General features: G+C 50.5%; 23 protein-coding genes and 1 tRNA gene. 3 read left to right on the forward strand and 21 right to left on the reverse strand.

Annotation, left to right across the window (positions count from 1 at the left end; all coding sequences use genetic code 11):
• Positions 1-13: 13 nt before the first annotated feature.
• From dprA to tpiA, 7 genes are read right to left on the reverse strand one after another with little or no spacing between them, the layout of a single operon-like run.
• Entirely contained in the window at positions 14-1,150 is a 1,137-nt protein-coding gene (gene dprA, locus ACR0QV_RS02325) for a DNA-processing protein DprA (RefSeq protein WP_432634373.1), read from the reverse strand.
• 1 nt (position 1,151) lies between these two features.
• Complete coding sequence (locus ACR0QV_RS02330; RefSeq protein ID WP_432634374.1) at positions 1,152-2,690, reverse strand: YifB family Mg chelatase-like AAA ATPase; 1,539 nt, start codon at positions 2,688-2,690, stop codon at positions 1,152-1,154.
• Between the two features lie 2 nt (positions 2,691-2,692).
• A complete protein-coding gene (locus ACR0QV_RS02335; RefSeq protein ID WP_432634375.1) occupies positions 2,693-3,799 on the reverse strand; it encodes a hypothetical protein in 1,107 nt (368 codons plus the stop codon).
• Complete coding sequence (locus tag ACR0QV_RS02340) at positions 3,799-4,248, reverse strand: hypothetical protein (RefSeq protein ID WP_432634376.1); 450 nt, start codon at positions 4,246-4,248, stop codon at positions 3,799-3,801. The genes ACR0QV_RS02335 and ACR0QV_RS02340 overlap by 1 nt, the downstream gene beginning before the upstream one ends.
• A gap of 2 nt (positions 4,249-4,250) precedes the next feature.
• Positions 4,251-7,241 (reverse strand): DnaA ATPase domain-containing protein, encoded by a 2,991-nt coding sequence (locus ACR0QV_RS02345; RefSeq protein ID WP_432634377.1) that lies wholly within the window; start codon positions 7,239-7,241, stop codon positions 4,251-4,253.
• Positions 7,238-7,882 carry a deoxyribose-phosphate aldolase gene (gene deoC / locus ACR0QV_RS02350; RefSeq protein WP_432634378.1) on the reverse strand — a complete coding sequence of 215 codons (645 nt, stop codon included), beginning with the start codon at positions 7,880-7,882 and terminating at the stop codon, positions 7,238-7,240. Before deoC ends, ACR0QV_RS02345 begins: the two co-directional genes overlap by 4 nt.
• Positions 7,883-7,901: 19 nt before the next feature.
• A complete protein-coding gene (gene tpiA / locus ACR0QV_RS02355; RefSeq protein ID WP_428053704.1) occupies positions 7,902-8,660 on the reverse strand; it encodes a triose-phosphate isomerase in 759 nt (252 codons plus the stop codon).
• A gap of 520 nt (positions 8,661-9,180) precedes the next feature.
• Here tpiA and ACR0QV_RS02360 point away from each other — a divergent pair.
• Positions 9,181-9,972, forward strand: coding sequence for a type IV pilin protein (locus ACR0QV_RS02360; protein WP_432634379.1), 792 nt, complete (start codon positions 9,181-9,183; stop codon positions 9,970-9,972).
• A gap of 3 nt (positions 9,973-9,975) precedes the next feature.
• On the opposite strand, the gene ACR0QV_RS02365 is transcribed toward ACR0QV_RS02360, so the two are convergent.
• The 10 genes from ACR0QV_RS02365 to ACR0QV_RS02410 form a co-directional block, all read right to left on the reverse strand.
• Positions 9,976-10,800, reverse strand: coding sequence for an LpxI family protein (locus tag ACR0QV_RS02365; protein ID WP_432634380.1), 825 nt, complete (start codon positions 10,798-10,800; stop codon positions 9,976-9,978).
• Complete coding sequence (gene lpxA / locus ACR0QV_RS02370; RefSeq protein ID WP_432634381.1) at positions 10,793-11,587, reverse strand: acyl-ACP--UDP-N-acetylglucosamine O-acyltransferase; 795 nt, start codon at positions 11,585-11,587, stop codon at positions 10,793-10,795. The genes ACR0QV_RS02365 and lpxA overlap by 8 nt, the downstream gene beginning before the upstream one ends.
• On the reverse strand, positions 11,580-12,071 hold the full coding sequence (gene fabZ / locus ACR0QV_RS02375) for a 3-hydroxyacyl-ACP dehydratase FabZ (RefSeq protein WP_432634382.1): 492 nt from the start codon (positions 12,069-12,071) through the stop codon (positions 11,580-11,582). The genes lpxA and fabZ overlap by 8 nt, the downstream gene beginning before the upstream one ends.
• Positions 12,068-12,892, reverse strand: coding sequence for a UDP-3-O-acyl-N-acetylglucosamine deacetylase (lpxC, locus tag ACR0QV_RS02380; RefSeq protein ID WP_432634383.1), 825 nt, complete (start codon positions 12,890-12,892; stop codon positions 12,068-12,070). Before lpxC ends, fabZ begins: the two co-directional genes overlap by 4 nt.
• Position 12,893: 1 nt before the next feature.
• Positions 12,894-13,970: a UDP-3-O-(3-hydroxymyristoyl)glucosamine N-acyltransferase gene (gene lpxD, locus ACR0QV_RS02385; protein WP_432634384.1), complete on the reverse strand. Its 1,077-nt coding sequence runs from the start codon at positions 13,968-13,970 to the stop codon at positions 12,894-12,896.
• Positions 13,971-13,982: 12 nt separating this feature from the next.
• Positions 13,983-14,972 carry a hypothetical protein gene (locus ACR0QV_RS02390; protein ID WP_432634385.1) on the reverse strand — a complete coding sequence of 330 codons (990 nt, stop codon included), beginning with the start codon at positions 14,970-14,972 and terminating at the stop codon, positions 13,983-13,985.
• Between the two features lie 7 nt (positions 14,973-14,979).
• Entirely contained in the window at positions 14,980-17,346 is a 2,367-nt protein-coding gene (bamA, locus tag ACR0QV_RS02395) for an outer membrane protein assembly factor BamA (protein ID WP_432634386.1), read from the reverse strand.
• Positions 17,347-17,424: 78 nt separating this feature from the next.
• Positions 17,425-17,619, reverse strand: a complete 195-nt coding sequence (rpmB, locus tag ACR0QV_RS02400; protein WP_177748535.1) for a 50S ribosomal protein L28 — start codon at positions 17,617-17,619, stop codon at positions 17,425-17,427.
• Positions 17,620-17,691: 72 nt separating this feature from the next.
• Positions 17,692-18,627 carry a TerC family protein gene (locus ACR0QV_RS02405; protein WP_432634387.1) on the reverse strand — a complete coding sequence of 312 codons (936 nt, stop codon included), beginning with the start codon at positions 18,625-18,627 and terminating at the stop codon, positions 17,692-17,694.
• A gap of 468 nt (positions 18,628-19,095) precedes the next feature.
• Positions 19,096-19,168: transfer RNA gene (locus tag ACR0QV_RS02410), tRNA-Thr, on the reverse strand.
• Positions 19,169-19,248: 80 nt separating this feature from the next.
• On the opposite strand from ACR0QV_RS02410, the gene ACR0QV_RS02415 reads away from it, so the two are divergent.
• Both ACR0QV_RS02415 and ACR0QV_RS02420 read left to right on the forward strand, forming a co-directional pair.
• Positions 19,249-20,955 (forward strand): metallopeptidase TldD-related protein, encoded by a 1,707-nt coding sequence (locus ACR0QV_RS02415; RefSeq protein ID WP_432634388.1) that lies wholly within the window; start codon positions 19,249-19,251, stop codon positions 20,953-20,955.
• Positions 20,952-22,565, forward strand: coding sequence for a metallopeptidase TldD-related protein (locus ACR0QV_RS02420; RefSeq protein ID WP_432634389.1), 1,614 nt, complete (start codon positions 20,952-20,954; stop codon positions 22,563-22,565). The genes ACR0QV_RS02415 and ACR0QV_RS02420 overlap by 4 nt, the downstream gene beginning before the upstream one ends.
• A 141-nt stretch (positions 22,566-22,706) precedes the next feature.
• On the opposite strand, the gene ACR0QV_RS02425 is transcribed toward ACR0QV_RS02420, so the two are convergent.
• Genes ACR0QV_RS02425 through ACR0QV_RS02440 form a run of 4 tightly spaced genes read right to left on the reverse strand, consistent with a single transcriptional unit; the run spans position 22,707 to position 26,396 of the window.
• Positions 22,707-23,702 (reverse strand): tetratricopeptide repeat protein, encoded by a 996-nt coding sequence (locus ACR0QV_RS02425; RefSeq protein ID WP_432634390.1) that lies wholly within the window; start codon positions 23,700-23,702, stop codon positions 22,707-22,709.
• Positions 23,674-24,633, reverse strand: a complete 960-nt coding sequence (locus tag ACR0QV_RS02430) for a patatin-like phospholipase family protein (RefSeq protein ID WP_432634391.1) — start codon at positions 24,631-24,633, stop codon at positions 23,674-23,676. Before ACR0QV_RS02430 ends, ACR0QV_RS02425 begins: the two co-directional genes overlap by 29 nt.
• Entirely contained in the window at positions 24,630-25,931 is a 1,302-nt protein-coding gene (locus tag ACR0QV_RS02435; RefSeq protein ID WP_432634392.1) for a TolC family protein, read from the reverse strand. Before ACR0QV_RS02435 ends, ACR0QV_RS02430 begins: the two co-directional genes overlap by 4 nt.
• A gap of 12 nt (positions 25,932-25,943) precedes the next feature.
• Positions 25,944-26,396: a HAMP domain-containing protein gene (locus ACR0QV_RS02440; protein ID WP_432634393.1), complete on the reverse strand. Its 453-nt coding sequence runs from the start codon at positions 26,394-26,396 to the stop codon at positions 25,944-25,946.
• Positions 26,397-26,398: the final 2 nt, after the last annotated feature.

The raw sequence follows: 26,398 nt of genomic DNA on the forward strand, positions 1-26,398 counted from the left end.
TCCTTATAAAGTGTTAAAATTTGCTCTTGCTGTACAGGCCGTTTTCGCAGGCCAAAAATCCTTTTACTTCCAAATCAAATAAAAGTGAGGCCGCTTCGGGCACGTCGGCGTTAATTGCCTCGGCTATCTGGTCCAAACTGGCCTGTCCGCCGCCTACGGCGGCCATTACTTCGCGCTGCCGGGGCGTCAATTCTTCCTCCGGCTTTTGGGGCGTGTCGTCCTTCTTTTCAAAGAAGCGGCTGTCCAACCCAAAGCGCAGTTGCTGTGGTATATAGTCTAGTATATCTACAACAGAGGTTACAACCCCTGCCCCGTCTTTTATTAGGTTATTTGGGCCGCCAGACTGCGGGCTGTCTATGGGGCCGGGCACGGCTAAAACATCCTTGCCCATTTCTAAGGCGAGTTTGGCGGTAATCAGCGCGCCGGACTTTATTTCGCCCTCTACCACCACAACGGGCTGTGATAGGGCGGCAATAATGCGGTTTCGGCGCGGAAAATGAAAAGCGTTTGGCGGGCGGTTAAACGGCAGTTCGCTGATGACGGCCCCGCCGTGCTCCAAAATGGCCTTTTCCAAGGCGCAGTTTTCGGGCGGATAACAACGCCCTACCCCGGTGCCGATAACGGCTACCGTCGGCTTTTTTAGGCGAACAGCCGCGGCGTGGCACTCGCTGTCCACCCCACGGGCCAGCCCGCTGACAACGGTTACCCCGCAGGCGGTCAAATCGCCCGCCAGTTTGGCGGCGGCGCGGCGGCCGTAAGGGGTAATTTTGCGTGTGCCCACCATACCCACGCAGGCTTGCGTGGGCGGGGGGAGTTTGCCCAGTACATAGATAACGACCGGGGCTTCCTTAATATTTTTTAAAGATTGCGGGTATTCCTCGTCTTCCGGCAGATAAATGTGTCCGCCCAAAGCGGCGGTTTTATCCCACTCCTCTTGCGGGTCCAGCGCAAAGGCGGCCTGCAACAGGTGGTTGGCGGTAGAGAGGTTTAAATTGGCTTCTTTGGATAAGGTTTGCGCGTCTTGGCGCAGGATTTCCTCCGCCGAGCCGAAGATTTCAATCAGTCGTTCCAGCCAGTCGGCCCGGAAGAACAAAAAAGCGTTTAAGCGGATTCTTGCCAGCCGTTCGGCGGCGGAAACGGACGGATTCATATTAAATGTCGGCTACTCCTTTGCGGTCCAGCGGGCGGTATTGCATTACTTCCACCAAATGTTTGACTTCAATATTGTCTTTTCCGTCCAAATCGGCAATGGTGCGAGCGGTTTTTAAAATTTTGTCCAAACTGCGGGCGCTTAACCCAAACTTACGCATAGCGGTTTCCAAAATGGCATCCGCCCCGGCAGGAAGCGGGCAAAAGTCCTTAATTTCCTTAGGCGTCATAAAGGCGTTGGCCGTGGTGGCGGAGTTAGCAAAGCGTTTGCGTTGGATTTCGCGCGCCTTTAACACGCGTTCGCGGATTTGGGCCGAGGTTTCGCCCTCACTCTTTTTGTTCCAATCGGAATATTTAACGGGGTTCAAATTAACGGTTAAATCAATACGGTCCAGTAACGGGCCCGAAATGCGCGACTTATAGCGGTTTACTTGCATTGGCGAACAGGTGCAGGGCTTTATCGGGTCGCCCAAGTGTCCGCAGGGGCAGGGGTTCATCGCGGCAATTAACGTAAATCGGGCCGGATAGGAAACCGTTTCTTTGGCGCGGGAAATGGTTACGCGGCCATTTTCCAAGGGTTCGCGCAGGACTTCTAAGGACGAGCGGGAAAATTCCGCAAATTCGTCCAAAAAAAGCACACCGTTGTGCGCCAAGGACACTTCGCCCGGGCGCGGCGTGGAGCCCCCGCCGATAAGGGCCACATCCGAAATGGTATGGTGCGGGTCCCGGAACGGGCGGCGGGTCAACAGGCGGCTCTTGCCCATTAAGTTGCAAATGGAGTAAATTTTGGTAATTTCCAACGATTCTTCCTGCGTAAGCGGCGGCAAAATGCCCGGGAAGCGTTTGGCCAGCATACTTTTGCCCGTGCCCGGCAGCCCAATCATCAGTACATTGTGCCCGCCCGCGGCGGCAATTTCCAAGGCGCGCTTGGCGAGGGCTTGGCCCTTTACTTCGCTAAAATCCAATTCCTGTACGGGGGCTTCTTCCTCTTGGGGCACATAGGCCAATTTAACGTCCTGTAAGGTCAATTTACCTTCCAGGTATTCGGCTAAATCTTTTAGCGTGTGCGGCGTGATAAACGGCGCGCCGGACACTTGCCCTTCCAGTACGTTTTGCGGGGGAATAACGGCGGTTTTGCCCAGTTTCTTGCAGGAAATGAGCATCGGCAGAACGCCGGCGCAGGGGCGCAGAGAACCGTCCAAGGCCAGTTCGCCTAAAACGAGTAAATCCTTTATTTTGGCGGCGGCTTCGGGCGAAAGTTGCTCGCTGGCGGCCAAGATACCCAAGGCTATGGGTAAATCAAACTGAGTGCCGCTTTTGCGCAGTTCCGCGGGGCTTAAATTAACGGTAATACGCTTGGTGGGGAAATCAAACCCGCTGTTGCGCACGGCGGCCACCACGCGTTCCTTGCTTTCGCGCACCTCGGCATCGGGCAGACCGACTACGGCCAAGGTAGGCATACCGGGCGCGATATCCACTTCCACGGATACCGCAAAGCCTTCTATTCCCTTAATGGCTCCGGTGCATACATTGGCCAGCATAATCAGTTAAAACTCAACACGATGGCGTTGGGAGTAATGGTAACCACCGTAAAATTAATATTATATTTACGGATAATTTTGGCGGTTAATTCTTCCGGCGTGCCAATATTAGCCGAAACTTCAAACTGCGCCGCGGAATTGGCGTAGCGTACCAAGTTGTAGTCCTCAATTTCGCGCAGGTCCTTTAAAATGTCCTGTACCTGTTTCAAGCGTTCAATGTTGCCCACGTCTTTGACGGTTAAATTAAACACCTTAGCGGAATTGATAGCCGAATTAATGGGTTCAACCAAGCGTTTGGCGGCGGCTTCGCACGCGGCGGAAATAGATTTTTGCGCCGCAATGTCGGCCAGCGGGTCCAAGCCGCTTAATTGGTCGGCACCTTCGGCCACTACGGCATAGTTGTTGGTGGCAAAGGTTTTAATGGCCGCGCGGGCACGGTAGGATTTAAAGGGCGAAGCGGCTCCGGGCAGAGCGGCAATGGGGTTGGTTTCCACATCCGCCACAATCACAAAGCGCGCGCCTTCGGTGCGGGCCTTGTCAATAACAGAGTTGGGGTTTTCAATATTGTTTTGGCTCAAATTATCGCCGTTGATTAAGGCAAAGGGCTGGTTCTTTAAGGCGCGGTAAATGGCCTGTTTGCAATCCTGTTTGAGGGAAATATCTTCTCCCACCATTTCGCGGGACGTAACCAAAATGTTGGTCTTTTTGGCAAAAGCGTCGGCTTCGGACTGTTTTATAATATCGCCGATGTCCTTTACCAGCACCATCGCTTTGATTTTGGTGTAATATTCATCGCCCTTGCGGTAGGATTTGGTAACGTGGCTGCGGCGGATGAAGCCGGCGGTTTTGGAGACGATTTTATCCTCTACCAACTGCGCTTGGTCCACTGTGGTAGCCGACGAAATAAATACGCCCGCCACCTTTTCCACGGCAGATTTTTGGGCGGCTAAAATGCCGTCCTTCTTCATTTGTCTTAAATTGTTTTCGTTATAAGGAACCAAGGATTCGGCTTCCACATATTCGCCTTCCCCTTTCGGCCCGATACGAAGCGACCCGCACGCCGATACGACAAAAGTGCAGGCCAACAGCAGAAATAAAAGTTTCTTCATTATTTTTTACCCTCCGGGTCCAAACCCGCCGCTTTCAGGCGTGCTCTGTCCAAGCGCATAATGACGGCACAACCGCCGTCTTCCATATATTCGCTGGAAATGAGTTCCATTTGGCGGATAACGCCCTCGGCGGACGAGTCAATCGTACTGCCGACGGATACGGCGTCCACCACCTGCACATTGGATTCCAAATTGGCACCGTACAATACTTCCGTAGCCCGCTGGTAAGCGTGGGCAATGGCGGCCTCGCGGCTCATAATTCGCCGCTGGGAATCGCTCGTGTGGTTGGGATTGGCGGCCCCAAATCCGCGCACCCACAGATAATTATTATCTAACAGGGTATCGTTAAAGGACGGGGCAATCGCGCCGTTTTTGACGGCGGATTTCATTGTGCCCGCACAGGCACACGCAAAAAGCGCGGCGGTGCAAAGCGCTAAAAGTTTCTTCATAATTACCTCAACAATTCGGAAATTACCTTTACATAAGTGCTGGGGGCTTTGGTATCTTCGTAATTGATAATCCCACAGCGGATGAGCATAATTTCCAACATATGCGTAAGAATATCGTAGAAATTCTCGCGCACGGACGGGTCGCACACTTGGAGCGACGGGCCCAAAATAACGGCGCCTTTTAACTTTTTGTTGTCGCACAGGTTGGCAATTTTAAAGGCGGAGGAAATGATGTTTTCCGTGGCGTACGAAGAGCGCACGGCAATATCAAATCCGCCCGAAATGCCCAGTTCCTTGGCGCGTTGTTCCAGGCAGAATACCATCCAATTCATCAAATGGGAACTGTTCTGCGGGTAGAAGAAGCCAATGCGGCCCCACTCGCCGTTGCCCACCGTAGAAAGGGTGGTAATGCTTTCCGGGTCGCGGGTTAAAATTTCGCTGGTGGCGTCTTCGCCGTTGGTAGCCAACAATTTTTCAAAAATGGCCGCCTGGGAGCGTTCCGTTTCCGGCAGGTTGGGGAAAATCAGGTTTTCCAACACTTTTAAGCGGCGGATACTGCGGGTAACGGTGCCCAGCGTCATATGCGCACCGCCGAAAAATTCGGTTACTTGGGTATCGTTTAAATCCACGCCGTTTTCGGTAAGCATTTTTTTGACGATTTTTAAATGCGCAGAACCGCCCGCGGGCTTTAATTCCGAAATCCAGCCGGAGTCCAAACGGAAGCGGATTAATTCTTCCAGTTTTTCCAAACTTTCCGGCGGATATTTGGACGTGATGACAATTTGCTTCTGCTCGCGCAGGAATTTATTAAGCAAATTGGAAATATGCACGCGGTTTTGCTCGTTAATGGCCAGCAAGTGGATGTCGTCAATAAGGAGCACCTTTACGCTGTCCATAAACTTATCAAATTTTTCAATGTTGCCTTCCATTACATAGCGCTGAATCCCGCGCGAAAGGCGCACGCCGTTCGTCAAAAAGATATTTTCCTGGCCGAACTTTTTGGAAAATGCATATGCCATTGCGTTTAAGAAGTGCGTTTTGCCCGTCCCGGTGGCTCCGTGCAACACCAAGGGATTGTACAGTTTGCCCGGGTTTTCAATGACGGAAATAGCCGTCGCGTGAGCAAAGCGGTTGACGGACATTACCATATTTTCAAGCGTGTAAGTGGGCACTAACGGTACTTCCAAGGGCCAGTTGTGCTTTTTGATTTCCGAGAGCGGAATTTCAATGGAGTGGTCAATGGTTTTCGTCTTTTCTAAAATCGTTTTGCCTTCCGCCGGGGCCGGCATAGCCGGTTTGGGCTGTTGGACAGGCTGGGGCCGTTGCGGTTGCTGGACGGGCGGCACCGCCGGAGCGGCGTGTACCGGGGCGGGAGCCTGCGGCGGCACGGGCGTATGCGCCGGAGCGGGAGCCGTTGGCTCGGGTGTTAATTTGCGTCTAATGCGAAAAGTGGTTTTTTCTGCGTTGTTTTCTTCCATAATAGATTCCCCCGGTTTGACCGGAACAAAAGGTTTTTGAACGGCCGGCGCGACGGGCTGAGCCGGGCGCGGGGCCTGCGGTTGGACGGGAGCCGCCGGGTGCACTTTGGGCGCGGCGGGCGGCAATGTTTGGTGGAACGACTTTTCGTACTGGTTGTGCATTAATTCGGTGTTAATAGTCGTTTCCAAATGAAAGGTTTTGTCCAACGAGTCAATTTTTTGTCCGCGGATAGTAATTTCCGGCAAATCGCCGCTTTCTTGCGGCTCTGCCTGTTCAATCACGGGCGCGTGCGGTACGGTATTAAGCAAATGCTCCTCTTCGGGGATTTGCCCGTGTACCGGTTCTGCCAGTTCCACCGAGGCTTCCTCGGGCGCCGGCCCTAAATTGAGGGGCTCGTCGTCCTCCGGGCGGACGGTGGATTTTTCTATGTTTTCAAAGGGGTCCGCCACAGACGCGTGGTCTGCGGGTTTGTCTAATAAATCAAAGGGGTCTTGCACGGTATCCTCTTTTACTGCTTCTTGCGCGGGCTTTTCCAAAACAGGCTCTGCGGTAATTTCCGCCGCAGATTGAACCGGTTCGGCAACAATTTCCGGCAAGGGTTGTTTGTCCGTAGCGGCTTCCAAGGTTTCTTGCTGTTCTGCCACCGGGCGTACCGCCGCTTGGAGCGGTATATCTATGTCCGCCTGCACTTCGGGCGCGGCGACCGTTTTGGCTTCCACGGCCGGGATAGGCGGCACGGTGTTGGCGTGTTTTACAAACCCTGTATCCTTTTGGGAAATTTGCCCGGTAACTTTGTTTAAATCGTCTAAATCAATAATGCAGGTTTGGTCCTTTATCTTTTGTTCAAAGACGTTAAAGGATTCTTCCAAACTGTCTTTGCCGTCAGCCAGCACATTAATTTTTTGTTCGCGCTGTTGTTGGTTGTTTTTAACCAGTTTTTGGTTTTCCAGGTCCAAGAACATATCGTACTTGGTTTCCGCCGAAAAGATATCCTCTAAGGGCATATTGTCCAGCATAGTGCCTTCCATATCCTTAATGAGCATATCTTTGTCGTTAATGGTCAGCGGGGCCTGTTCCTCGGCGTTTTTTTCGTCCTTTACAGAGGGCTCCGCAATCGGTTCGGTCTGTGGCGGTATCGGCGCGGCGGGCGGATTAGGCTTAAAGAAACTATCTTCCGAAGCCACCTGCCCTACGGACCCGGCCAGGTCCGCTTTCCCATTAAAAAGAGGGTCGCCCAACGCGCCGTCCGGCGCGAATTGGTTTACCTTGTTAATTTGGGCCACGCCTTCCTCGGTGGCCGTACGGATTTTGGACAAGGTGTCCTCATCCAAATCCATAGGCAGTTCAAAGGAAAAATTAAACGGTGGCAGGGCCGCGGTGGGCGCAGAAGCGTAACCCGCCAATTTTTTGGCGAGCAACTGCGCATCACGGTCTGTGCCGTCCGTTACCAAGGTGTAGCGGAGGCCTTGCGTGGCTGGGTCGGTACGGGAAAGAATATCCCAGTTGGTAATCATTTGCCCTCTACAATTTTTACACCGCTGCTGGCGCCAATGCGGGTAGCCCCGGCGGCGACCATAGCGTCAAAATCTTCGCGCGTGCGTACCCCGCCGGACGCTTTTACCTGCATATGGGCGGGAATAGATTTCTTCATCAAAGCGACATCCGCCGCCGTAGCGCCGCCGCCCGTAAAACCCGTGGAGGTTTTGACGAAGTCGGCCCCGGCTTGGGCGGAAATTTCGCACGCTTTTACTTTTTCGGTGTCCGTCAGTTGCGAGGTTTCAATAATTACCTTTAAAATGTGGCCCTTGCAGGCTTCGCGGACGGACTGGATGTCTTGCAAAACGGTATCGTAATCTTTGTCCTTCAAGGCGCCAATGTTGATAACCATATCAATTTCGTCGGCGCCGTTTTTGATAGCGTCTTGGGTTTCGTATGTCTTGACGGCTGTGGTATTGGCCCCCAACGGAAAGCCGATAACGGTGCACACTTTCACATCCGACCCGGCCAAGAGTTCTTTGGCGTAAGACACCCAGAACGGGTTAATGCAAACGCTGCAAAAGCCATATTTGCGCGCTTCGTCGCAAATACGGAGAATATCCTCTTTTCCGGCAATCGGTTTTAAAATAGTGTGATCAATCAGTTTAGCCAAGTTCATACGAAACCCCTTTTAAATATTATTTATTGTAGTTGATAATGCGGGCGAATTTTTCCGCGACCAAAGACTGGCCGCCCACCAAGGCGCCGTCCACATCTTGTTTGGCCATAATTTCGTCCACATTGGTATCTTTTACGCTGCCGCCGTACAAAATGCGGGTAGCACCGGCAAACGCGGCGGAATAGGCTTTGCCCAAATACGCGCGGATAGCGGCGTGCACTTCTTGCGCTTGGTCCGGCGTGGCGGTTTTGCCCGTGCCGATAGCCCAAACGGGTTCATAGGCGATGATAAGGCCCTTTAATTGTTCTTCGGTAAAGCCCTTCAAGCCGTTTTTGAGTTGTTCTTCAATGACGGAAAGAGTTTTGCCGGCTTCGCGTTGTTCCAAGGTTTCACCCACGCAGAAGATAACGGTCAAGCCGTGGCGCAAGGCGGCGGCTACTTTTTTGTTCAAAATTTCATCGGTATCGCCGAAAACGCTTCTGCGTTCGCTGTGGCCGATTAAGGTGTGGGTAGCGCCCGCGTCTTTGGCTTGTACGGGGGAAACGGCGCTCGTAAAGGCGCCTTTATCTTCCCAATGTACGTCTTGGGCGGCTACTTGGATTTCGGAACCTTTGGCGAGTTCCGCCACTTTGGCGAGCGACGTGTAAGACGGCGCAACGATAATTTCAACGTGGTTTTTATTCCCGGCTTTGGTAAGAGCAGTAATAAGGGCGGTAGATTCCGCGAGCGTATTGTGCATCTTCCAGTTTCCGGCAATGATAGGTGTTCTTTCGGTCATTTTAATTCCTCTTTAAATACAAAATAGAACGCTCTCCCGCGCGGGGAGAGAAACTTCCTATTAAATACTATCATAAAGAAAGCGAAATGAAAAGGGGCGGCGGAATTTTAAAGAAAACTAATGAAAGGAACGGAAATTTTGGGGGTATTTGAAACAAGTTCAGAATGTCCCCTGATTTTTATAACAACCTTTTTGCCGTCATCCCGGAAGGTTTGGCGGCCCGCTAGGGTTCCGGGATCTGTCGTTGGGTGTTGCCGTTGCCGTCACCCTGAATTTATTTCAGGGTCCAGCCGAGCCTTGACTCTCTTTCGCTGGATTCTGAAACAAGTTCAGAATGACGGCAAAAAATGTAGTTTTTGTCATTGCTTTTCTGTCGTTCTCTGTAAAGGGGTTGTTTCGTTTTTTTTTTTTGTTAAAATTTTGATAAATCGCGGTGATCGTATCCGGATGTATCCGTCGTATAAAAACGCGTATAAAAGGCCGTTTTGCTCAAATATAAAGGCCTAAACAAGGAGAAAAAATGAAAGGATTTACCTCTGTTTTGTCATTCCCGAGTGTAGTAGTCGGGAATCTGTTTTTATTCAAAAAGGCAACGGCAACAACGGATCCCCGACTAAATTCCTCGGGGATGACAGCAACGGCAAACGACAGATCCCGTATAAAGACACTACGGGATGACGGATTAACAACAAGTGGCCGCATGACAACCCCAAACAGACGTCATTCCGTAAGGTTTCTATACGGAATCTCGTCGTTTCGTAACAACAGATTCTGGACTACGACTTTCCAGAATGACGCCCCTAGCATTAGTGGCTACACGGCAACCAGTGGTTTTACCTTAATTGAACTACTGGTTGTTGTACTTATTATTGGCATTTTAGCCGCGGTGGCATTGCCCCAATACACCAAGGCGGTGGATAAAGCGCATTATACTCAGTTACAAGCCGTAGTAAAACCTTTTGCCAATGCTATGGAAGTCTATTATTTGGCCAATGGGAATTATCCTTCTAGAATAGATGAAACCGATTTAACCTTGCCCCAAGGGTGTTCCTTGATTGGGGATAATACAGTAGCCGTTTGCGGGGAATTTTTTATAGATATGTTTAATGGTGCAGAACGAAATATAGTAGGTATTTATACCCCCGGTAATACTACTTGGGGTAATTGGACTACTTCGGTACGCTTTATCCAATGGCTGGACTATGCGCCGGCATACGCCGGGAAAAGCGAGTGTTCCTCTACTGGCACGCGTTTTGCTACTTTTTGTGCTTCGTTGGGCGCCAAAACAGAAAACGGGCGGTATTGGCTGTAAGGCCTATACCGCCATTAGGCAGATTTTGTATTTGTCGGCTAATGCAATGACGTCCTCTAAATCCAAAACCAAGGTCTTTTCGGCTTCAAAGGCCAATACGGAAATACCCGCCTTGTGCAGGCTTTCCAAGGTGCCTTTGCCGATGACGGGCAGGTCAAAGCGGTTGTCTTGGTTGGGGCGGGCTACTTTCACTACGGCTACGGCCGATTTTTTTTCGGCGGATTCGCGGTACAGGTCGCCCGCACGTAAAATACAGCGGTCCGTGCCCTCCATACCTTCTACGGCAATAACGGCGTTTTGGCTGACCACGCAGGTAAGCCCAATGTCTAACGCCGCAATGGCCTTGGCCACTTTATAACCAAAGCCCACCGCTTGCTGTTCCTCGGCGGTCGGCTTTCGGGACGATAAAACACCCTTTTGGGGCATAAAATCCTCTAAAAATAGGGCGGAGTGTTCAAATTCAATACCGTCCTTTTTAAATTCGTCCATTACGCGGGAAAGAATATTTTTAGTTTGCATATTCTTTAAGGACGCCAAAAACTTGGCTCCGCGCAAATCCGGCATTAAATTGGTAAAAATAGAGGTGTGCTGCACACGCCCGGCCATAATCACGCGGGTTACGCCGTGCTCTTTAAAGAAACGGATTCCCGCGCCCAACTGTCCCAGGCGGAAGGCCTGGAACACTTTGGCGCAGTTTTTATAATCGTCTTCTTTGGCGTTGCCCTTGGCACCGGCTACATAGACTTCGTACCCCTTTGCCGTTGCCTTTTGGGCAATGTAAACGGGCATTTTGCCTTCGCCGGCGATAAGGCCTATTTTATTAGTCATCGTCGTGCAGTTTGGTTTTGGCCGTAGCCACGCCGCGGGGGGAAGTTTTGCAGAAATCAATCATATGCTGAACTTCCTTGCAGGGGTGAGTGGCTTCCAGTTCCGCCATAGCGTCTTGCAGGCGTTTGCCGCTTCTAAAAAGGGTTTTATAGGCGCGTTTGATTTCCATAATGGTTTCACGCGTCAGTCCGCCGCGGCGCATACCAACCAGGTTCAGCCCGACTAAGCGCGCACGTTGGCCTTGGGCAATACAATAGGGCGGAATATCCAGCGGAAGCATTGCACCGCCGGAGAGCATAGCCATTGTGCCCACGCGGACAAATTGGTGAATCCCCACCATACCGGACATTACCACGCGGTCCTCTACTTGGACGTGCCCCGCAATGCCCGTGCTGTTGGCTACAATAATATGGTCGCCCAAGCGGCAATCGTGCGCCACGTGGGAGTTGGCCATTAACAGACAATAGTTGCCAATGGTAGTGGGTTTTTCCAAATTGGTGGAGCGGTGAATTGTTACGCACTCGCGGATTTGGTTGCCATTACCCATTTGTACGCGGGTGGGTTCGTCTTTATAAGACAAATCCTGCGGCTTTACGCCGATAAAGGCGCTGGCGATAATATCGTTTCCGTCGCCCATAGTGGTATTTTCAATTACGCAGAACGGGCCGATTTTGTTGTTTTTACCGATAATAACACCCTTGCCGATGACGGTATAGGGGCCGATAAGGGTAGAGGGGTCAATTTTAGCGGACGGGTCAATAATTGCCGTAGGGTGTATGTTAGACATTGGGAACTTCTCCTAAAATAAAATTAAGGGTGGCCTGCGTGCACAGTTTACCGTTGACGTAGGCTTCTGCATAGATTTTGGAAATTTTGCCCAAACGCAGAATTTCAATCGGCATTTCCAGCGTGTCGCCGGGTTGCACCATCCCGCGGAATTTGGCATTTTCAATGCTTAAAAAGAGCGGCAGGCCGCCTTTCCCTTGCGTAATGTAGCCCATAATGGCACCGCCAAACGCTTGGGACATACTTTCCACTACTAACACGCCCGGCATAACCGGCTTGGCGGGAAAGTGCCCTTTAAAATAGTATTCGTCCGGGCGCACAAAGCGCTTGCCCAGGTATTTCTTTTTTTCTTCCAATACTTTTACTTCGTCCACAAGCAGGAAGGGCTCGCGGTGGGGAATATTCTTTTTAATATGTTCCAAGTCGTAGGTGGCTACGGCGGGAAGTGTTAAAAAGTCCTTTAAACTAGCGGATTTAACGCTCATTTGTCCTCCGAATTGGCCAAGAGAATCTTGGCAAAAATTACATTGTGTTTGTGCCCGCCGCAAGTGCAGGTGATTTTAAGCGGCGGCAGTTTGCGCCCGGTTAAGCACAGGTCGCCCACCATATCCAAAATTTTGTGGCGGACGAGTTCGTCCGGGTAGCGCAGTTCGTTGATAAATTTATCTTTACCAACGATGACGGCATTTTCCAAATTGCCGCCTTTGGCCAGGCCGTGCGCCTTTAAAAAGGCCAGTTCTTCTTCAAAGCCGAACGTGCGCGCGCGGGCAATTTCCTTTAAATAATTGTCCGGCGTAAATTCCAAGGTAAATTCCTGGTGGCTGACGAGCGGGTGTTTGTGCAAAAACACAAAGGTAAAGGTTAATTTGTCCGCGGGTTCGGCCGAGTAGGCAATCCGGCCGCTCGTGTAAGTGATTTTTTGCTTGATGTTAAGCAAAGGCTGTTCGCCCGGCAGGTCCTTTAAGCCCGCCTTTAAAAGAGCCTCTACATACACGTCGCTCGCACCGTCGGTTACCGGCGGTTCCGGGCCGTCCATTTCTACGGTAACGTCCGTAAGCCCCAAGGCGTGCAAGGCGGACATTACGTGCTCTACCGTCCAAACCTCGGCGGTATCATTTTTTAAATTGGTGCCGCGCAGGGTGGAACTGACATTTTGCGCCAAAGCGGCAATGGGTTTTGCGCCGGGAATATCGGTGCGTAAAAAGGTAATGCCGTTGTCGGCGGGCTTAAACGTAAGCGTAGCGGGTACTCCCGTGTGCAAGCCGTTGCCCTTTACTACGGCGGGGGTAGAAATGGTTTTTCTCATATTATAATCCTAACAATTTTTTTAGTTTACCGAAAAACGATAAGTTTTTGGCCTCCTCCAACTGCTTTTTGAAGGCTCTAAATTCTTTGTGCATTTCGGGCAGTTTGCGCAGCATTGCCTGCTGTTTAAAGGCTTCGCGCTGGGGCATAGCCGGATAGCCGAAATACGTCTGCCCGGCGGGGATAGACGTCATTACGCCGGACTGCGCGCCGACTTGGGCGCGGTCGCCGATGGACATATGTCCGGCGAGGCCCACTTGGCCCGCCAAAATGACCCCGTTGCCGATCTCCGTCGTGCCGGCTACGCCGACTTGGGCGCACATAATACTGCTCATCCCCACGTGCACATTGTGCCCGATTTGGACGAGGTTATCAATTTTGGTATTGTCGCCAATGACGGTGCTGGAAATCTTTGCGCGGTCAATACAGGTGTTGGACTGTACTTCTACATCGTTGCCCAAAACCACATTGCCGATTTGTGGGATTTTTTGGTGGCGGCCGTCGTGGAACGTGAAGCCGAAGCCGTCCGAACCGATTTTCGCCCCGGCCTGCAAAATAACATAATCTTTCAGCACACACTCCTCGCGGATGACAACCTGCGGATAAATGTAGCAGTTCTTGCCGATAGTTACGTTTTTGCCGATATAGCATTGTGGGAAAATGACGGTATTGTCGCCGATTTGCGCGCCGTCTTCAATTACGGTATAAGCGCCTACGGACACATTGGCACCCAATTTAGCCGACGGGCTGATAACGGCGGTGGGGTGGATGCCGGGCGTATGTTTTTGTTTTTGCGCATCGGCGTATTTCATTAAAAGGATAAAGGCCCACTCGGGGTTTTTGGCGTACAAGAGCGCGCCTTGAAAGGGAATTTCCTGCCCCTTGGCGCTTTCGGGCACGATAAGGGCGGAGGCTTTTAAATCTTTCAGCAGGTCCGCTTTTTCCAAAGACGTTAAATAACAAATGCCGCCTTCGTGCGCTTCTTCCAGCGAGCAAAGGGCGGTAACGGCGGTATCCGGCTTGGAGGCATCCTGCGCCCCGGTAATTTTAGCCACCTCGGCTACGGTTAATTGCAACATATTTAAAAACCTCTACTTTCCGCGTTTGCGGTATTTTTTTGCCTTTTTCAGGCGGGAGATAAAATCCTTAGTTACGTTTACCGGGCGGTCCCCATACAGGATTTCGTCTTTGCGGACGACCGCGCCGATGTTGCGCTTTTTGGCGAAGGATTTTATTTCCGTGTAAATGTCTTGCAAAATGGCGTTTACTTCTTTTTTTTCCAACTTCAAAATTTCTTCGCGCGTGGTATATTTATAATTATCAATAAAAAAGCCGCGCTCTGCAATGATTTTTTTGTTGGCGGCAATGCGCGCCGTCAAATCGTCCAGTTCAGCAGGCGTGTTTAAGGGGCTTGTGGACAAAATTTCCGCACCCGAAAAGGTCAGGCGGTTTAACAAATTGCCCAATACCAAGGAGTCCGCGCTTTCCTGGATTTGCGGCTTTAATTCCGTGGGCTCCACCACAATCCGCTCGTAAAACGGTTTCAACTCACGCAACTGCGCCGATAAGCGGTCGTTTTCGGCGGTTAGAACATCAATTAATTGCCGTGCGCCTTGGACTTCGTCTTCTTTGGATAAAATTTTTAAGCGGATTTGCTCTTTAACGGCAATGGTGCGCGGGTGTTCGTTAAAGGCTTCGTCAATATCAATAAACGCTACCGTTAAGCATTTTTGTGCGGCTTGGGGCTGCTCCTCGTCCGGCGCGTCTTTTTCGGGCGGGGGAAGCGGGGCTTCTTTGTCGGCGGCGGCCGCCATTTGCTCGGCATCCATTGTCAGTTCGGGGTCATTGGTGCCCGTGTGCGTGTCGGCTTGGGCAAAGGCTTCGCTCTTGGTTTCTTCCGGCAGGACGATTTTGTCCGTGGCCGGTGTTTGGGGGGCTGTTTCTTGGGCGGATTTGGCCAAAATAGAGGCTACCGCGGCGGCTTCTTTATCCGTCAATGCGGGTTCGCTCTCCGGCGCGTTTTGCGCTTGGAGAACTCCCGCCAGACAAGAAACCGTCAAAAACAGCCAAACTTTCTTCATACACCCCTTACATCATATTGGAAATATTGAAATAGAAATGCGACCTGTCCTGGTTCGGGCCGTGGTTCAAACCGTAGCCCCAGTCTATGCGGATAGGCAACGACGGTGTGGTAAAGCGCAAGCCTACACCCACGCCCGCCTTAAACTGATTGGGGTCCGGCCCCAAGGAAAAGTCCAAATCGCTAAATTTGTTCCACGAGTTACCCAGGTCAAAGAAGAAGGCAAACTGAGCCATATTTCTCCGGCCTTCGCGCGCAATCGGGAAGCGCAATTCGGCGTTCATTACATAATACATATCGCCGCCGTATTCGGGGCCGATTTCGCCCGCGCGTTCGTATCCGCGAATCGTATCCGCGCCGCCCAAGAAGAATTTTTCATACGGCGGTACTTCCGAGGTGCGCCCGTAGGCCTGCACGGAGCCGAATTTGTTGGACAGCACAAATACAATCGGGTAGTTGCCGCCCACATTAAGCACGGTATAGTTAAAAATGGAGCGGGCGTTTAAGTACCACAAATCCAAGTCGCCGCCAATCGGGCCGCCTGCCAAGGCAAGGCCCAAGGAATTGCGCCAGCCCTGCGTGGGGTCCCACATATTGTCGCGGGTATCTACGGCAAAATCCGCGCTGATAGTGGAAAGATTGGTTTTGCCTTTTTCCAAATAACTGTCGTCGCCGGGGTTGGATTGCGGCGGTTGGAAGCGTTGGTCAATATCGTAAATATCAATGTTTTCAAACGAGTAGCCAAAGGACAGTTGGTAAATGTCGTCGTTAAAGCGCGGGCCGACTTTCACGCGTCCGCCGATGCGTTTTTCCGTATAGGCTTGGTTCTCGTCAGAGAACGAGCGGTAACGGCGCGTGTTAAACAAATCAACTCCTAACGAAGTCGGTTTGTCGTAAATCCACGGGGTGGACCAACTGAGGGTGTAGTCCAAAATGTCTTTACCGAACATTGTGCGCAAAGATAACCGCTGAGCGCGGCCAAACAGGTTCATATGGTTGATAGACAGTTCCCCGTATAAGCCGTCCATAGAACTCATCGCGAGCCCGGCCGTAAACATACCCGGGCGGCCCTCTACGACGTTAAACCCCAGGTCCACCTTTTGCGGGTCGGCGGTGGGTTGCAAATCTACCTGTACGTCGTTAATAAAGCCCAAGTTCATAATTTTGGTCTGGCTGCGTTTGATTTTGGCGTTATCGTACAAGTCGCCGGGGTGGATAGAAAGTTCACGCGTAAAGACGTATTTTTTCGTGTTTTCGTAGCCGGTAACATCTACGTTGTCAATGTAAAAAATACGGCCCTCGGCAATGTCAAAGGTCAAATTGAGTTTGCCGTTTTCAATGTGTTTGACGGGGTTTACGCGCGCCTGCAAATAGCCTTTGTCGGCGTATTGCTCTTGGATGGCGGTAATCGTATCGTCAAAATCCTTTTGGTTGTAGAGGTGTCCCTCGCGGAAGAAGACTTGTTTTTTAAGTTCTTCGGGGGTGAAGACGTTATTGCCTTCAAACGAAACCGTGCCGAAATCCACCTTTTCGCCCTCGGTTAAATCGTAGGAAATGGTGGCTTCGGTCTTGTCGTCGTTCAGTTGCACGTTGGGTTCGGAAAGATTAAATTCGCTGTACCCTTTGTTGCGGCCGAAGAGCATCATTTTTATCCAGTCGCGCTGTAAATTTTGCGGTTTAAACACCTTGCCGGGGCGGTTGGAGGCCTTTTTTAAGATTTTTTCCGTCGGCAGTTCTCCTGCGCCGTTAATGGTAACGTCCTTTACGCGCACGCGCTCGCCCTCGTTAATGATGAGTTTTACATACACAACGCCCAATTTTTCGTCGGTGGTTAGTTCGTAGGTAATCTGTGTGTTGACATAGCCTTTTTCGGCGTATTTGGCTTTAATGCGGTCCAAATCCGCCTGCAATTTGGCCTCGTTAAAGGGGTCTTTGAGTTTGAGTGTCATCGCCTGCGTAATGGCGCCTTTGCCCAGGTGTTTGCGCCCGTCGTAGGTCAAGCGGTCAAAAATTGGTTTTTCCTTGACGATGTAGGTCAAGCGGTGGCAGGGATAAACTTCGGAGCCATCTTTTGCCTTGCGGGTGCCGGAAACGGGGGAAATGTCTATTTCCACGCTGTCAAACGCGCCCAAGGCGGAAATGTCGCGGATATCGTCGGACACGGTAAAGCGTTCGTACAGTTCGCCCTTTTTGGCGTGCCCGGTTTTGGTAATGGTTTTTTTGCGGATATTTTTTAAACCGTCTGCGTCTATGCTGCAAATCATCCACGGGCCGTTGGGGTCTATTTCTTGGGTTTGGGCATCTTCCGCGCGCGCGTACGAAAAAGCCGTCAATGCGGTGAGTAACAAAACTGCCCAGCGTTTGGAAAATGTCATTTGGTCCTCGGGTCTGTTTTTTAATAAAAAAGCCCGCACTCATAGGAAAGCACGGGCTGGTTTTTCCAAAAAATTGGATTATTTGGTAGGTCTTTTCGCCAAACCGCTTTTGATGCAGCCAGTGCAAACATAGGCAGTTTGCGTTTTGCCTTCTAGCACTACTTTCTGCTTTTGGAGGTTCGGTTTAAAACTTCTTTTGGTTCTCATATTGGAGTGGCTGTAAGAACCGCCGGAAACCGGGGTTTTGCCACACACTGCACATTTATACGCCATAGGTTCCTTCCTTGATAACTGAATTAAATTTCGCTCTTATATTCTAGTAAATAAAGGCCGCTGTGTCTAGTCCTACGCCTCTTTGGGCGGGAATATTTTGCTGGCTAAAATAGACACCGCCAAAATCCCCACGATAACGCCTAACGAGGCCACAATCGGAATCGGGAAGAAATGCGACAGCAACATTTTTACGCCTACAAAGAATAAGATAACGGAAATGCCGTATTTGAGGTACGGGAATTTGCCCGCCATACCGGAAAGCAAAAAGTACAGCGAGCGCAAGCCGATAATGGCAAAAATGTTGGACGAATACACCAAAAAGGTATCCTGCGTGATAGACAAAACTGCCGGGATAGAGTCCACCGCAAAAATCAGGTCGGACATTTCAATCACCATTACCGCCGCCAGCAAAGGGGTGGCCATACGCTTGGCGTTTTCCAGCACGAAGAAGTTTTCCCCGTGGTAGTCGGTTTTAATGGGCATTACCTTTTTAAGGAGTTTTAAAATAAAGGACTGGCTGGGGTCAAAATCGTCGTCTTCCTTTTGCAAAAGCATTTTAGCCGCCGTAAAGATAAGCAGCGCGCCGAAGACGTAAATCGTCCACGAAAAGAGCGAGATTAACTGTACGCCCAAGAAGATAAACATAAAGCGTAGCACCACCGCCCCCAAAATACCCCACAATAGGGCCTTGGGCTGTAATTCGTGCGGAATAGCAAAGTAGCCGAAAATCATAATAAACACGAACATATTATCTACGGACAAGGAATATTCCAGCACATAGCCCGTGTAAAATTCCAGCGCGTGGCGCGGCCCTTCCACCAGCCAAATCGCCCCACCAAAAAGAAGCGCAAGCGACACCCACGCACACACCATTAGGGCGGCTTCCTTCATATTCACCTTGCCGTGGTGCTTGTTCAGCACGGCCAAATCAATGAACAACGCCGCCAGGACGATTACCCAAAAGGCAATCCACATAGCAACGGATACGGTAGTAGTTACAGGTTCCATTATTTCTCCGGTATTATAGTAAGAATAATAAAAATTATAGCAATTTATGGGGGCGTGATTATGCCAGGATAGGTGGGAAAAAGGCCGTTTTGTGGCGTTTCCTAATAGGGCTCATTCTGAACTGCCGCCCTTACCACTAGGCGGCACACCGTAATGTTTTTGTACGGGGTCCATTAATAGGTTTCAGAATCTACCTTTTGGGTAGTGGTTGTTTTGGCTGTTGTCTTGCGGGTATCTAAAAAATAAAGGCTTGCTTTCTCGGCCTAATTGGAAAAAAGACAAAAAAAGAAGCCGAGAATGGGGGTCCCCTGCGGTCATTTTGCTGACGCAAAATGCCTCCGGGCCGGCCCTCGCGGTTTTTGCCTTTCGGGCTAGCCTATGCGGCCAGCACCTCAAACAAAAACATCGCTCCGGGCTTCGCCTCCCAACGCAAGCAAAGCAGTTTGCTTGCTTTCTCGGAAAAAAAGAAGCCGAGAATGGGAGTCGAACCCACAACCTACGGTTTACAAAACCGTTGCTCTGCCAGTTGAGCTATCTCGGCGTTTTACGGATAATATATCTTATCATTTTTTTTGCTGGGCTCCAACCCGTATATGATAAAATAAACGCATAGGAGAATTTATGAAAAAAATAATCGTGATGTCCCTTTTTCTGTTATTTGGGCTCTCTGTCTTTGCCCAGAATAACTGCAAAATTGCTGACGAACTCCCCATTAAATTGATGTCAGCCGAAATAAAACGCGGGTTTAAAACCTTTAAAAAGCAAAATCCGCCCTTGTATTACTTGTCTTACCAGTATTATACCAACGACTGGTCAAATATATTGGTATCCGAGGGGGGCGTAGCGCGGGAAACCTATGACCAGCAGGACGCCCGTGTAACCGTATTTCCCCGCGTCGGTTCGCCTGCGCTAGATAATACTCGGCGTTTAACTAGGGGTAGTTCAATAGATGACAGTCTCACGACGGAAGATATGCCCGCGGCCGAGGGAGACGGAAAGGCTTTTTCTACCGCATTGTGGCGGGCGACGGACACGGCTATAAAAAAAGCCCAGGAAGACTTGGACAGCGTAAAGGCCGAAAAATTAACCGCCCCTAAACGCTTTGACGATTCTCCCGATTTTGCCTATCCGCCTGTGGAACATTTTTGCCACACGACGGAATTTGCCACCTTTGACTACGATAAAATCAAAGCGATGTTGCTCAAAGCCTCTACGTTGACCAAGGGGAAAAAATTCATTTTGGACTCAGACTTTTCCTTTGAACGCGAAGTGGGTTACCGCTATTTTGTAGATTCCCGCGGTACACAGTTAAAAACCCCGTACCAAGAGGTCCGATTGTCATACAATGTGGCGGGCAAAACGGAGAACGGGCAAGAGGTATCCCGTTATGAATCCTACGACGTGTTACGCCCCGAAGAACTGCCGAGCGAGGAAAAATTGTTAGCCGATGTTCGCAAATCCATTGACGAATTGGAGCAACTGGTTAATGCCACCGAGGGCGAACCCTTGGAAGCGCCTACCCTTTTAAAGGGCCGCGCAATGGCGGTTTTCGTACACGAGGTATTGGGACACCGTATGGAAGGACACCGCCAAAAAATGGAGGATTTCGGACGCACTTTTACGGATAAAATCGGCCAGCAGGTGGTTTCCCCCATTTTAACGATTATGGATGATGCAACCTTGGCTTATTTTAACGGCGAACCGATGCGCGGTTTTTACGAGTACGACGAAGAGGGCGTAAAGGCCCGTCCGGTTACGTTGGTGGAAAAAGGGGTGCTTAAAAACTTTTTAATGAGCACCAGTCCGATTAAAAATTTCCAAACTTCCAACGGACACGGACGTGGCGACCATTTCACGCGTCCGGTGTCCCGTATGGCTGTTACGCGCGCCATTGCCGAAGAGACCGTTCCCTACGAGGAACTGGAACAAAAGTTCTTGCAGGAAATCAAACGCCAAAACAAGCCCTACGGCTTTATGATTGAAGATTTATCCGGCGGTTTTACAATGACGTCTACATATAGTCCCCAAGCCTTTAAATTGGAGCCGACCTTGATGTACCGCGTTTATCCCGACGGACGCAAAGAGGTTGTCCGCGGGCTGGATATGGTGGGTACGCCGCAGGTAAGTTTTAATAAAGTGTTGGCTGCTGCTGATGATTATGAAGTCTTTAACGGTAATTGCGGGGCCGAATCCGGTTGGGTGCCGGTGTCCAGCATTGCCCCCAGTGTGCTGTTAGAATCTATGGAAATGGAAAAGAAGAGTAAGAGCACGGAAAAGCCGCCGCTGCTTCCTCCGCCTTATTCTTTGGAAACAGGAGCCGCCAAATGAAGAAATTTTTACTTTTTGCCCTTTTAGTGCTTTCCCTGCCCGTAGGGGCTGAAAAGTTGCCGGATAATATATATTTCCGCGCAATGCAGGACGAAATGAAACGCACCGTAAAGGAATTGCGCACGAAAGAAAAGGATGGACAGAAGCCCTTTTATGTGGTCTATAAATTGACTACGGATTTGGGCAGGTATAGCGTTTCGGCCTCTATGGGAAGCCCGTTACGTGCTTTCTTTTTCGGCAATTTTGTGTCGGCTAATGTGCTAGTGGATGTAGGGTCCCGCCAGCACGATAGTTTAGGTTTTGAGCGCCCCAATAACTGGTGGGAGTCTTATGCCCCGACGAATACAAACATTATGCCTAACGGATATGACGGTATCCGCCAGAGTTTATGGGAAGCCACCAATGCGGAGTTTGTCAAAGTAAACGAAGTGTATAAAGAGAAACAAGCCTATAAACGCAAAAAGAACTTGTTAAACGAAAAAACGCCCGACTTTGCTCCGGCCGCGCAGGCTTCGTATGTGGAGGAGATTAAACCGTGGCCAGCCCCGGATATGCAGGTTTGGCAGGACGTGGTGAATAACTTGTCTGCACAAGGGAAGGATTTGCCGTATGTGGAAAAGTTAGAGGTAGAGGCCCAATTTTACCAAACGGGGACCTATTATCTAAACAGCGACGGTGGGTTTTACCAAACCTTTTATCCGACGGGCAGTATCTTTTGGACCGCTGTTTTGCGCACCAAGGACGGATACAAGGATACGGAAAGTGCGTTTTTGCCCTTATCATCTTGGAACGTTGCGGATAATGAAAAGCGGTTGCAGGAAAAAACGGATAAGTTTTTAGCGAAAATTAAACAGCATTACCAAGCGCAAAAAGGCACGGCCTATCTGGGCCCGGTGCTGTTTACAAAAGAGGCCGCCAGTGATTTTATGGGCCTTTTAATTCGGGGCGTTGAAAAGAATAAGCCGTTGCTTTCCTCTGCGTATGAGGACGACCCCGAAGCGGGAGAACTGCGCAATAAAGTAGGTATGCGCGTAATATCCCCGGTGGTGGATGTGTACGACAGACCGCACTTGCGCGAGTTTAAGGGTCGCAGACTTCCTAACTTTGCCCCAGTGGACGACGAGGGGGTGGCTTCACAGGATTTGACTCTTGTCTCTGGTGGAAAACTGGTGCAACTGCCTTCTTCCCGCCGCTCCGTTAAAAAAGGGGAAAAGAGCAACGGCCACGCTTTCTTCCGCTATGCCTATCCCCGCGAAATGCTGACAACGGCGGTGGTGGAGCCAAAGAACCCTTTGAGCCAAAAAGAACTGGAAGAAAAATTGCTTTCCCGCTGCAAAGAGTTGGAACTGGACTACTGCTATATTGTTCCGAATATGAGAGGAAAGGACGCAATGGTAGAGCGTATCTATACGGCGGACGGACACAAGGAGCCGGTAACCGGGCTGGAAGTTTCCAACCTGACGACCCGTGCCCTGCGGGATATTTTAGCCGCCGGGGACGACAGCGATTTGTATTCAAATGTAATTGTTCCCTCACTTCTTGTGGATGAAATAGAACTCTTGCCCAGCGACCGCCGCCCAGACAGAAAGCCGTTTATTGCCCGTCCGTAACGCGTGAATTACATTAGGCGTTAAAGCATCCCCCGGCATTATACCGCCGGGGGATTTCTTTTTCAAAATAGTAGTCATTCCCGAAAGTTGTAGTCGGGAATCTGTTGTTATTTCATCAAGTGGTGTTAGCCCGTGGAATTTTTATAAGGGATTATCCGCCAGCAGTTTTCCGGCTACACGCCCGATAAAGGTTTCCGGGTTTTGTTCTTGCACGGCTTGCATATGGCGGCGGGCGGTTTTCGGGTCGCCCAAGTGAAACTCGTCCATTGCCAAAATAAACAAAGCCAGTTGATTTTTTGGCGATATTTTTAGTATTTCTTTGGCCGTTTGGATAGATTCTTGGTATTGTCCTGCCTCATTTTGCCACAAAGCCTTGTTGGCAAGTAAATCTTTGCGCTGGGGGGCGAGCAGCAGGGCGGCGTTGATGTCCTCTAACGCTTTTTGGTAGCGTTTTAAGCCACGGGCGGCTTTGGCGCTTACCAGCCAAAAATCAGGCGAAGTATTGTCTTGCATAAGGGCCATTGTAATATGGATAAAGGCATCTTGGTAGTTGCTTTGGCTCAAAAAGGTGTTGGCGTAGCGGGCGCGGTACTGGGGTTCGGCCTGTGGGTTTAAGGCAAAGAACTGGTCGTAATAGTACCGGGCTTTGGAGTAAAAACCTAAGGTGGTGTAGTTGGCGGCCTGCCCGGCAAGCGCTTCTAAATTATCCGGCTCCTCTTGCAAAACTTGGTTGTACAGGTCCATAGAGCGGTTTATCAGTTCCGTGCGCTGGTAGAGGCTGGCGGCGGCTAACAGCAAGGGAACATTTTTCGGGTGGAACTCCAACGCTTCCAAATAAATATCCAGCGCTTTACTTAAATTGCCCAGTTGTTCGTAACTTTTGCCCAATAAGCGGTAGGCGCGGGCTTCGCGGCGTTTGACGTTTTTGGTTTTGTAAATATATTCGGAAAGTTCCTCAATGGCCTTGGTATAGTGTCCTTCGTTATATAAGTCGCGGGCGCGGATATAATCCTGCCGGTCTCCGCGCGGAGCCATCCCTAAAAAACCTGTCTGCGCGGTGGAACAGCCGCCCAAGCACAGGGCGGCAAGTACAAAAGATAATAAAATTTTACGGTTTAAGTACATAAGGCAACGCAAAAAGCAGGATGTCCTCCTGCATTTCTCCCATATGGCGGTTGGCTTCCTGTAAGCCTACTTCGCCCGCTTTGTGTAATTTATTAAGTTCTAAGGTCCCTACATCTAATACCCGGTTGGTAAGGACAAAATTGGCTTTGTGGGCGGATTCCTCAATCATTGCGGCTCCGCGCACATCCCCTACGCGCAGTAAGTAGGCGGCGATAGACTTGGGCGTGTCGGAATAAAAATCAGGTGGCGTGATAGAGGCAATAATGTAATCCGCCCCCATAGATTTAACGGACTCTACGGGCAGGTAATCCACCACGGCTCCGTCCACCAGTTCGCGGTGGCGGTATTGCACCGGGGCAAATACGCCCGGCAGGTTCATACTAGCGCGCACAGCAATAGCCAGCGGGCCCGAATCAAATACCACGCGTTCCCCGGTTTTAACGTCCATTGCCGCGCAGGAAAACGGGATTTGCGTATCCTCAAATTGCATATCGCCAATTTGTTCGTGGAAAAACTTAACCAGGTTGGAAGAGGTGGGCAAGCGTTTAGCAAATAACAGGCGGAAGAGGCCCATTACGTTAAAGTCGGACGTGATTTTGTCCATTGTCATATGTTCGCCGACCGTCCACAGTTTTTCCGTGGGGAGCCCCGCCGCATAGAGCGAGCCCACCACCGAACCCATAGACGTACCCGAAATCATATCCACGGGCACTTGGGCGTTGTTGAGGGCTTCTAGCACCCCAACGTGGGCAAAACCACGCACGCCCCCTGCCGATAAGGCTACGCCGATTTTTGGGCGTTCGCTCTTGGGTAGAGCCGTAAATTTATCCCACAAAAAATGGCGCAAAATATCGTCGTCCGTTTCGCGCTCTATGGCAAGGGCCGGCCACGCGGCCAGCAGGCATAAGAGCAAAGCGGCGGAGCGCTTTAAGAGGCAACTCATTGTAAGTCCTGGCCGATAGCCCACTCCAAATCGGCCTTGGCGGACAGATTTTCTTTAACCGCCTGCAAGTAGCGCTGGGCCGTTTGCAGGTACGCCTGTAAGGCTTCCAAGGATTCCGCTCCGTTTTTGGGTTGGCGCTGGGCTTGCTTTAAGAGCGCGTCCATTTCGCGGTAGGCGGTTTGGCGGTCTAATACTTCTTGCTGCCAGAAGGACATTTGTTCAAAGTTTTCGGCTACTTGCACGCGGATAGTGTCTTCTATGGCGGCGCGGCTTAAAGAACTTTTTTGCTGTTGGGCCTTCTTTTCGGTAACTTGCGTAGAAAAATTGTACGAAAGCGGCAGACGGACCGCCAAGGAAATTTGCCTGTTTTGGTCCTCCAAGGTGTTGGCCCCCAGTTTTTCGTAAGAAGCGTTTAAAATAACATCCGGATAGCGGCGGGATAAAGCCAAATCAATAGCAATGTCATCGGTTTCCAAGGCGTAAATGGCGGCCTTTAACTCGGGGCGGAACTCCATTGCCCACAAGGTTAAGTGCGGCAAATCCCAATCGGTTTTAACGGGGGAGAAGTCTCCGCGGATGGTAATGCGGGCATTGAGTTCCTTATTTAGGCTCACGAGCATTGCCAAATTCGCCTTTTTTAAATCGTTTTCGGCCTGTTTTTGCGCGCTTTGCAGTTGGGATAAGGCGTTTTGCATACGCATTTTGGCCCAAATGCTGTTGGACGCGGACGAAGCGTTCCATTTTTGTGCCAATTCCCAAACGTGTTGGGTAAGTTGGGCGTTTTGTTGGGCATATAAAAGGCCCGCAAAGGATTTTTTAATATCCAACACCACCGCATTTTTGACGGATTCGTAGCGGCTTTGTACTTGTTTTAAATTGGCTTGCGCAAAACGCAGGGTACTGCGGATACGCCCGCCGGAATAGAGGTATTGTGTGGCGGTAATGCCTACGCCGTAGAACTGGTCCTTGTCGCCGTAATAACCATTGCCGGGCAGAAAGCGGTTGGCTACGGCATCGGGCAGGACCATAGGATAGTCCAAATCGTACCAAGTGGCCGTGCCTTGCAAGGAAAACTGCGGCAAATAGCGGAATTTGGCTTCGGTTACCTTTTGCTCGGCGATGATAATTTCCTGCTTGGCCGCCAAGAACTTGGAGTTATTTTCCAAGCCCAAGCGGATAGCGTTTTCCAACGTCAGGTTATCGTTTACCAAACTGGAAAACGTCAGACCGTATTCCTTTTGTGCAAAAGCGGCCTGAGCCAAAAGGCAAAGGGCCGCCAGCATTAAGATTTTCTTCATACTACCCCCGGGTTAGTGCTGCTTATTTTTATTGATTTCCGCTTCTACGCGGTCCATCATTTTGTTAAATTCGTCTTGTAATTCGGTAAATTGGTCGCCTTGGCGCAAGCGCACCCGCTGGGAAAAATCCCCTTTGGCAATTTCCTTGCAGGTTTGCTCAATGCGGTAAACGGGCCCGGCCATTTTGTGCGATAAAATAGCGGAAATGATAATCACCAGCAGTAAATAAATGGCAATTTTATAGGCAAAACTGGCCGCCAGAGGGATAAATTGGTCGTACAGCGGCTGCATTAGAACGGGGTACTTGTCAAACAGTTTGTCCAGCGTGGCCGTCAGTTCAAACGTCATAATCGCAAGCCCGCACAATACGCTTAAAATAATAAGCATCATATAGCGGATTTGCAGATTCTTTTTGATAAAAATCGTGCGACGTTTAAACTGAGGCTGTTGCGGAGCGGTGTTCATAA

It is taken from the genome of Candidatus Avelusimicrobium sp., assembly GCF_050873505.1.
GTDB lineage: Bacteria > Elusimicrobiota > Elusimicrobia > Elusimicrobiales > Elusimicrobiaceae > Avelusimicrobium.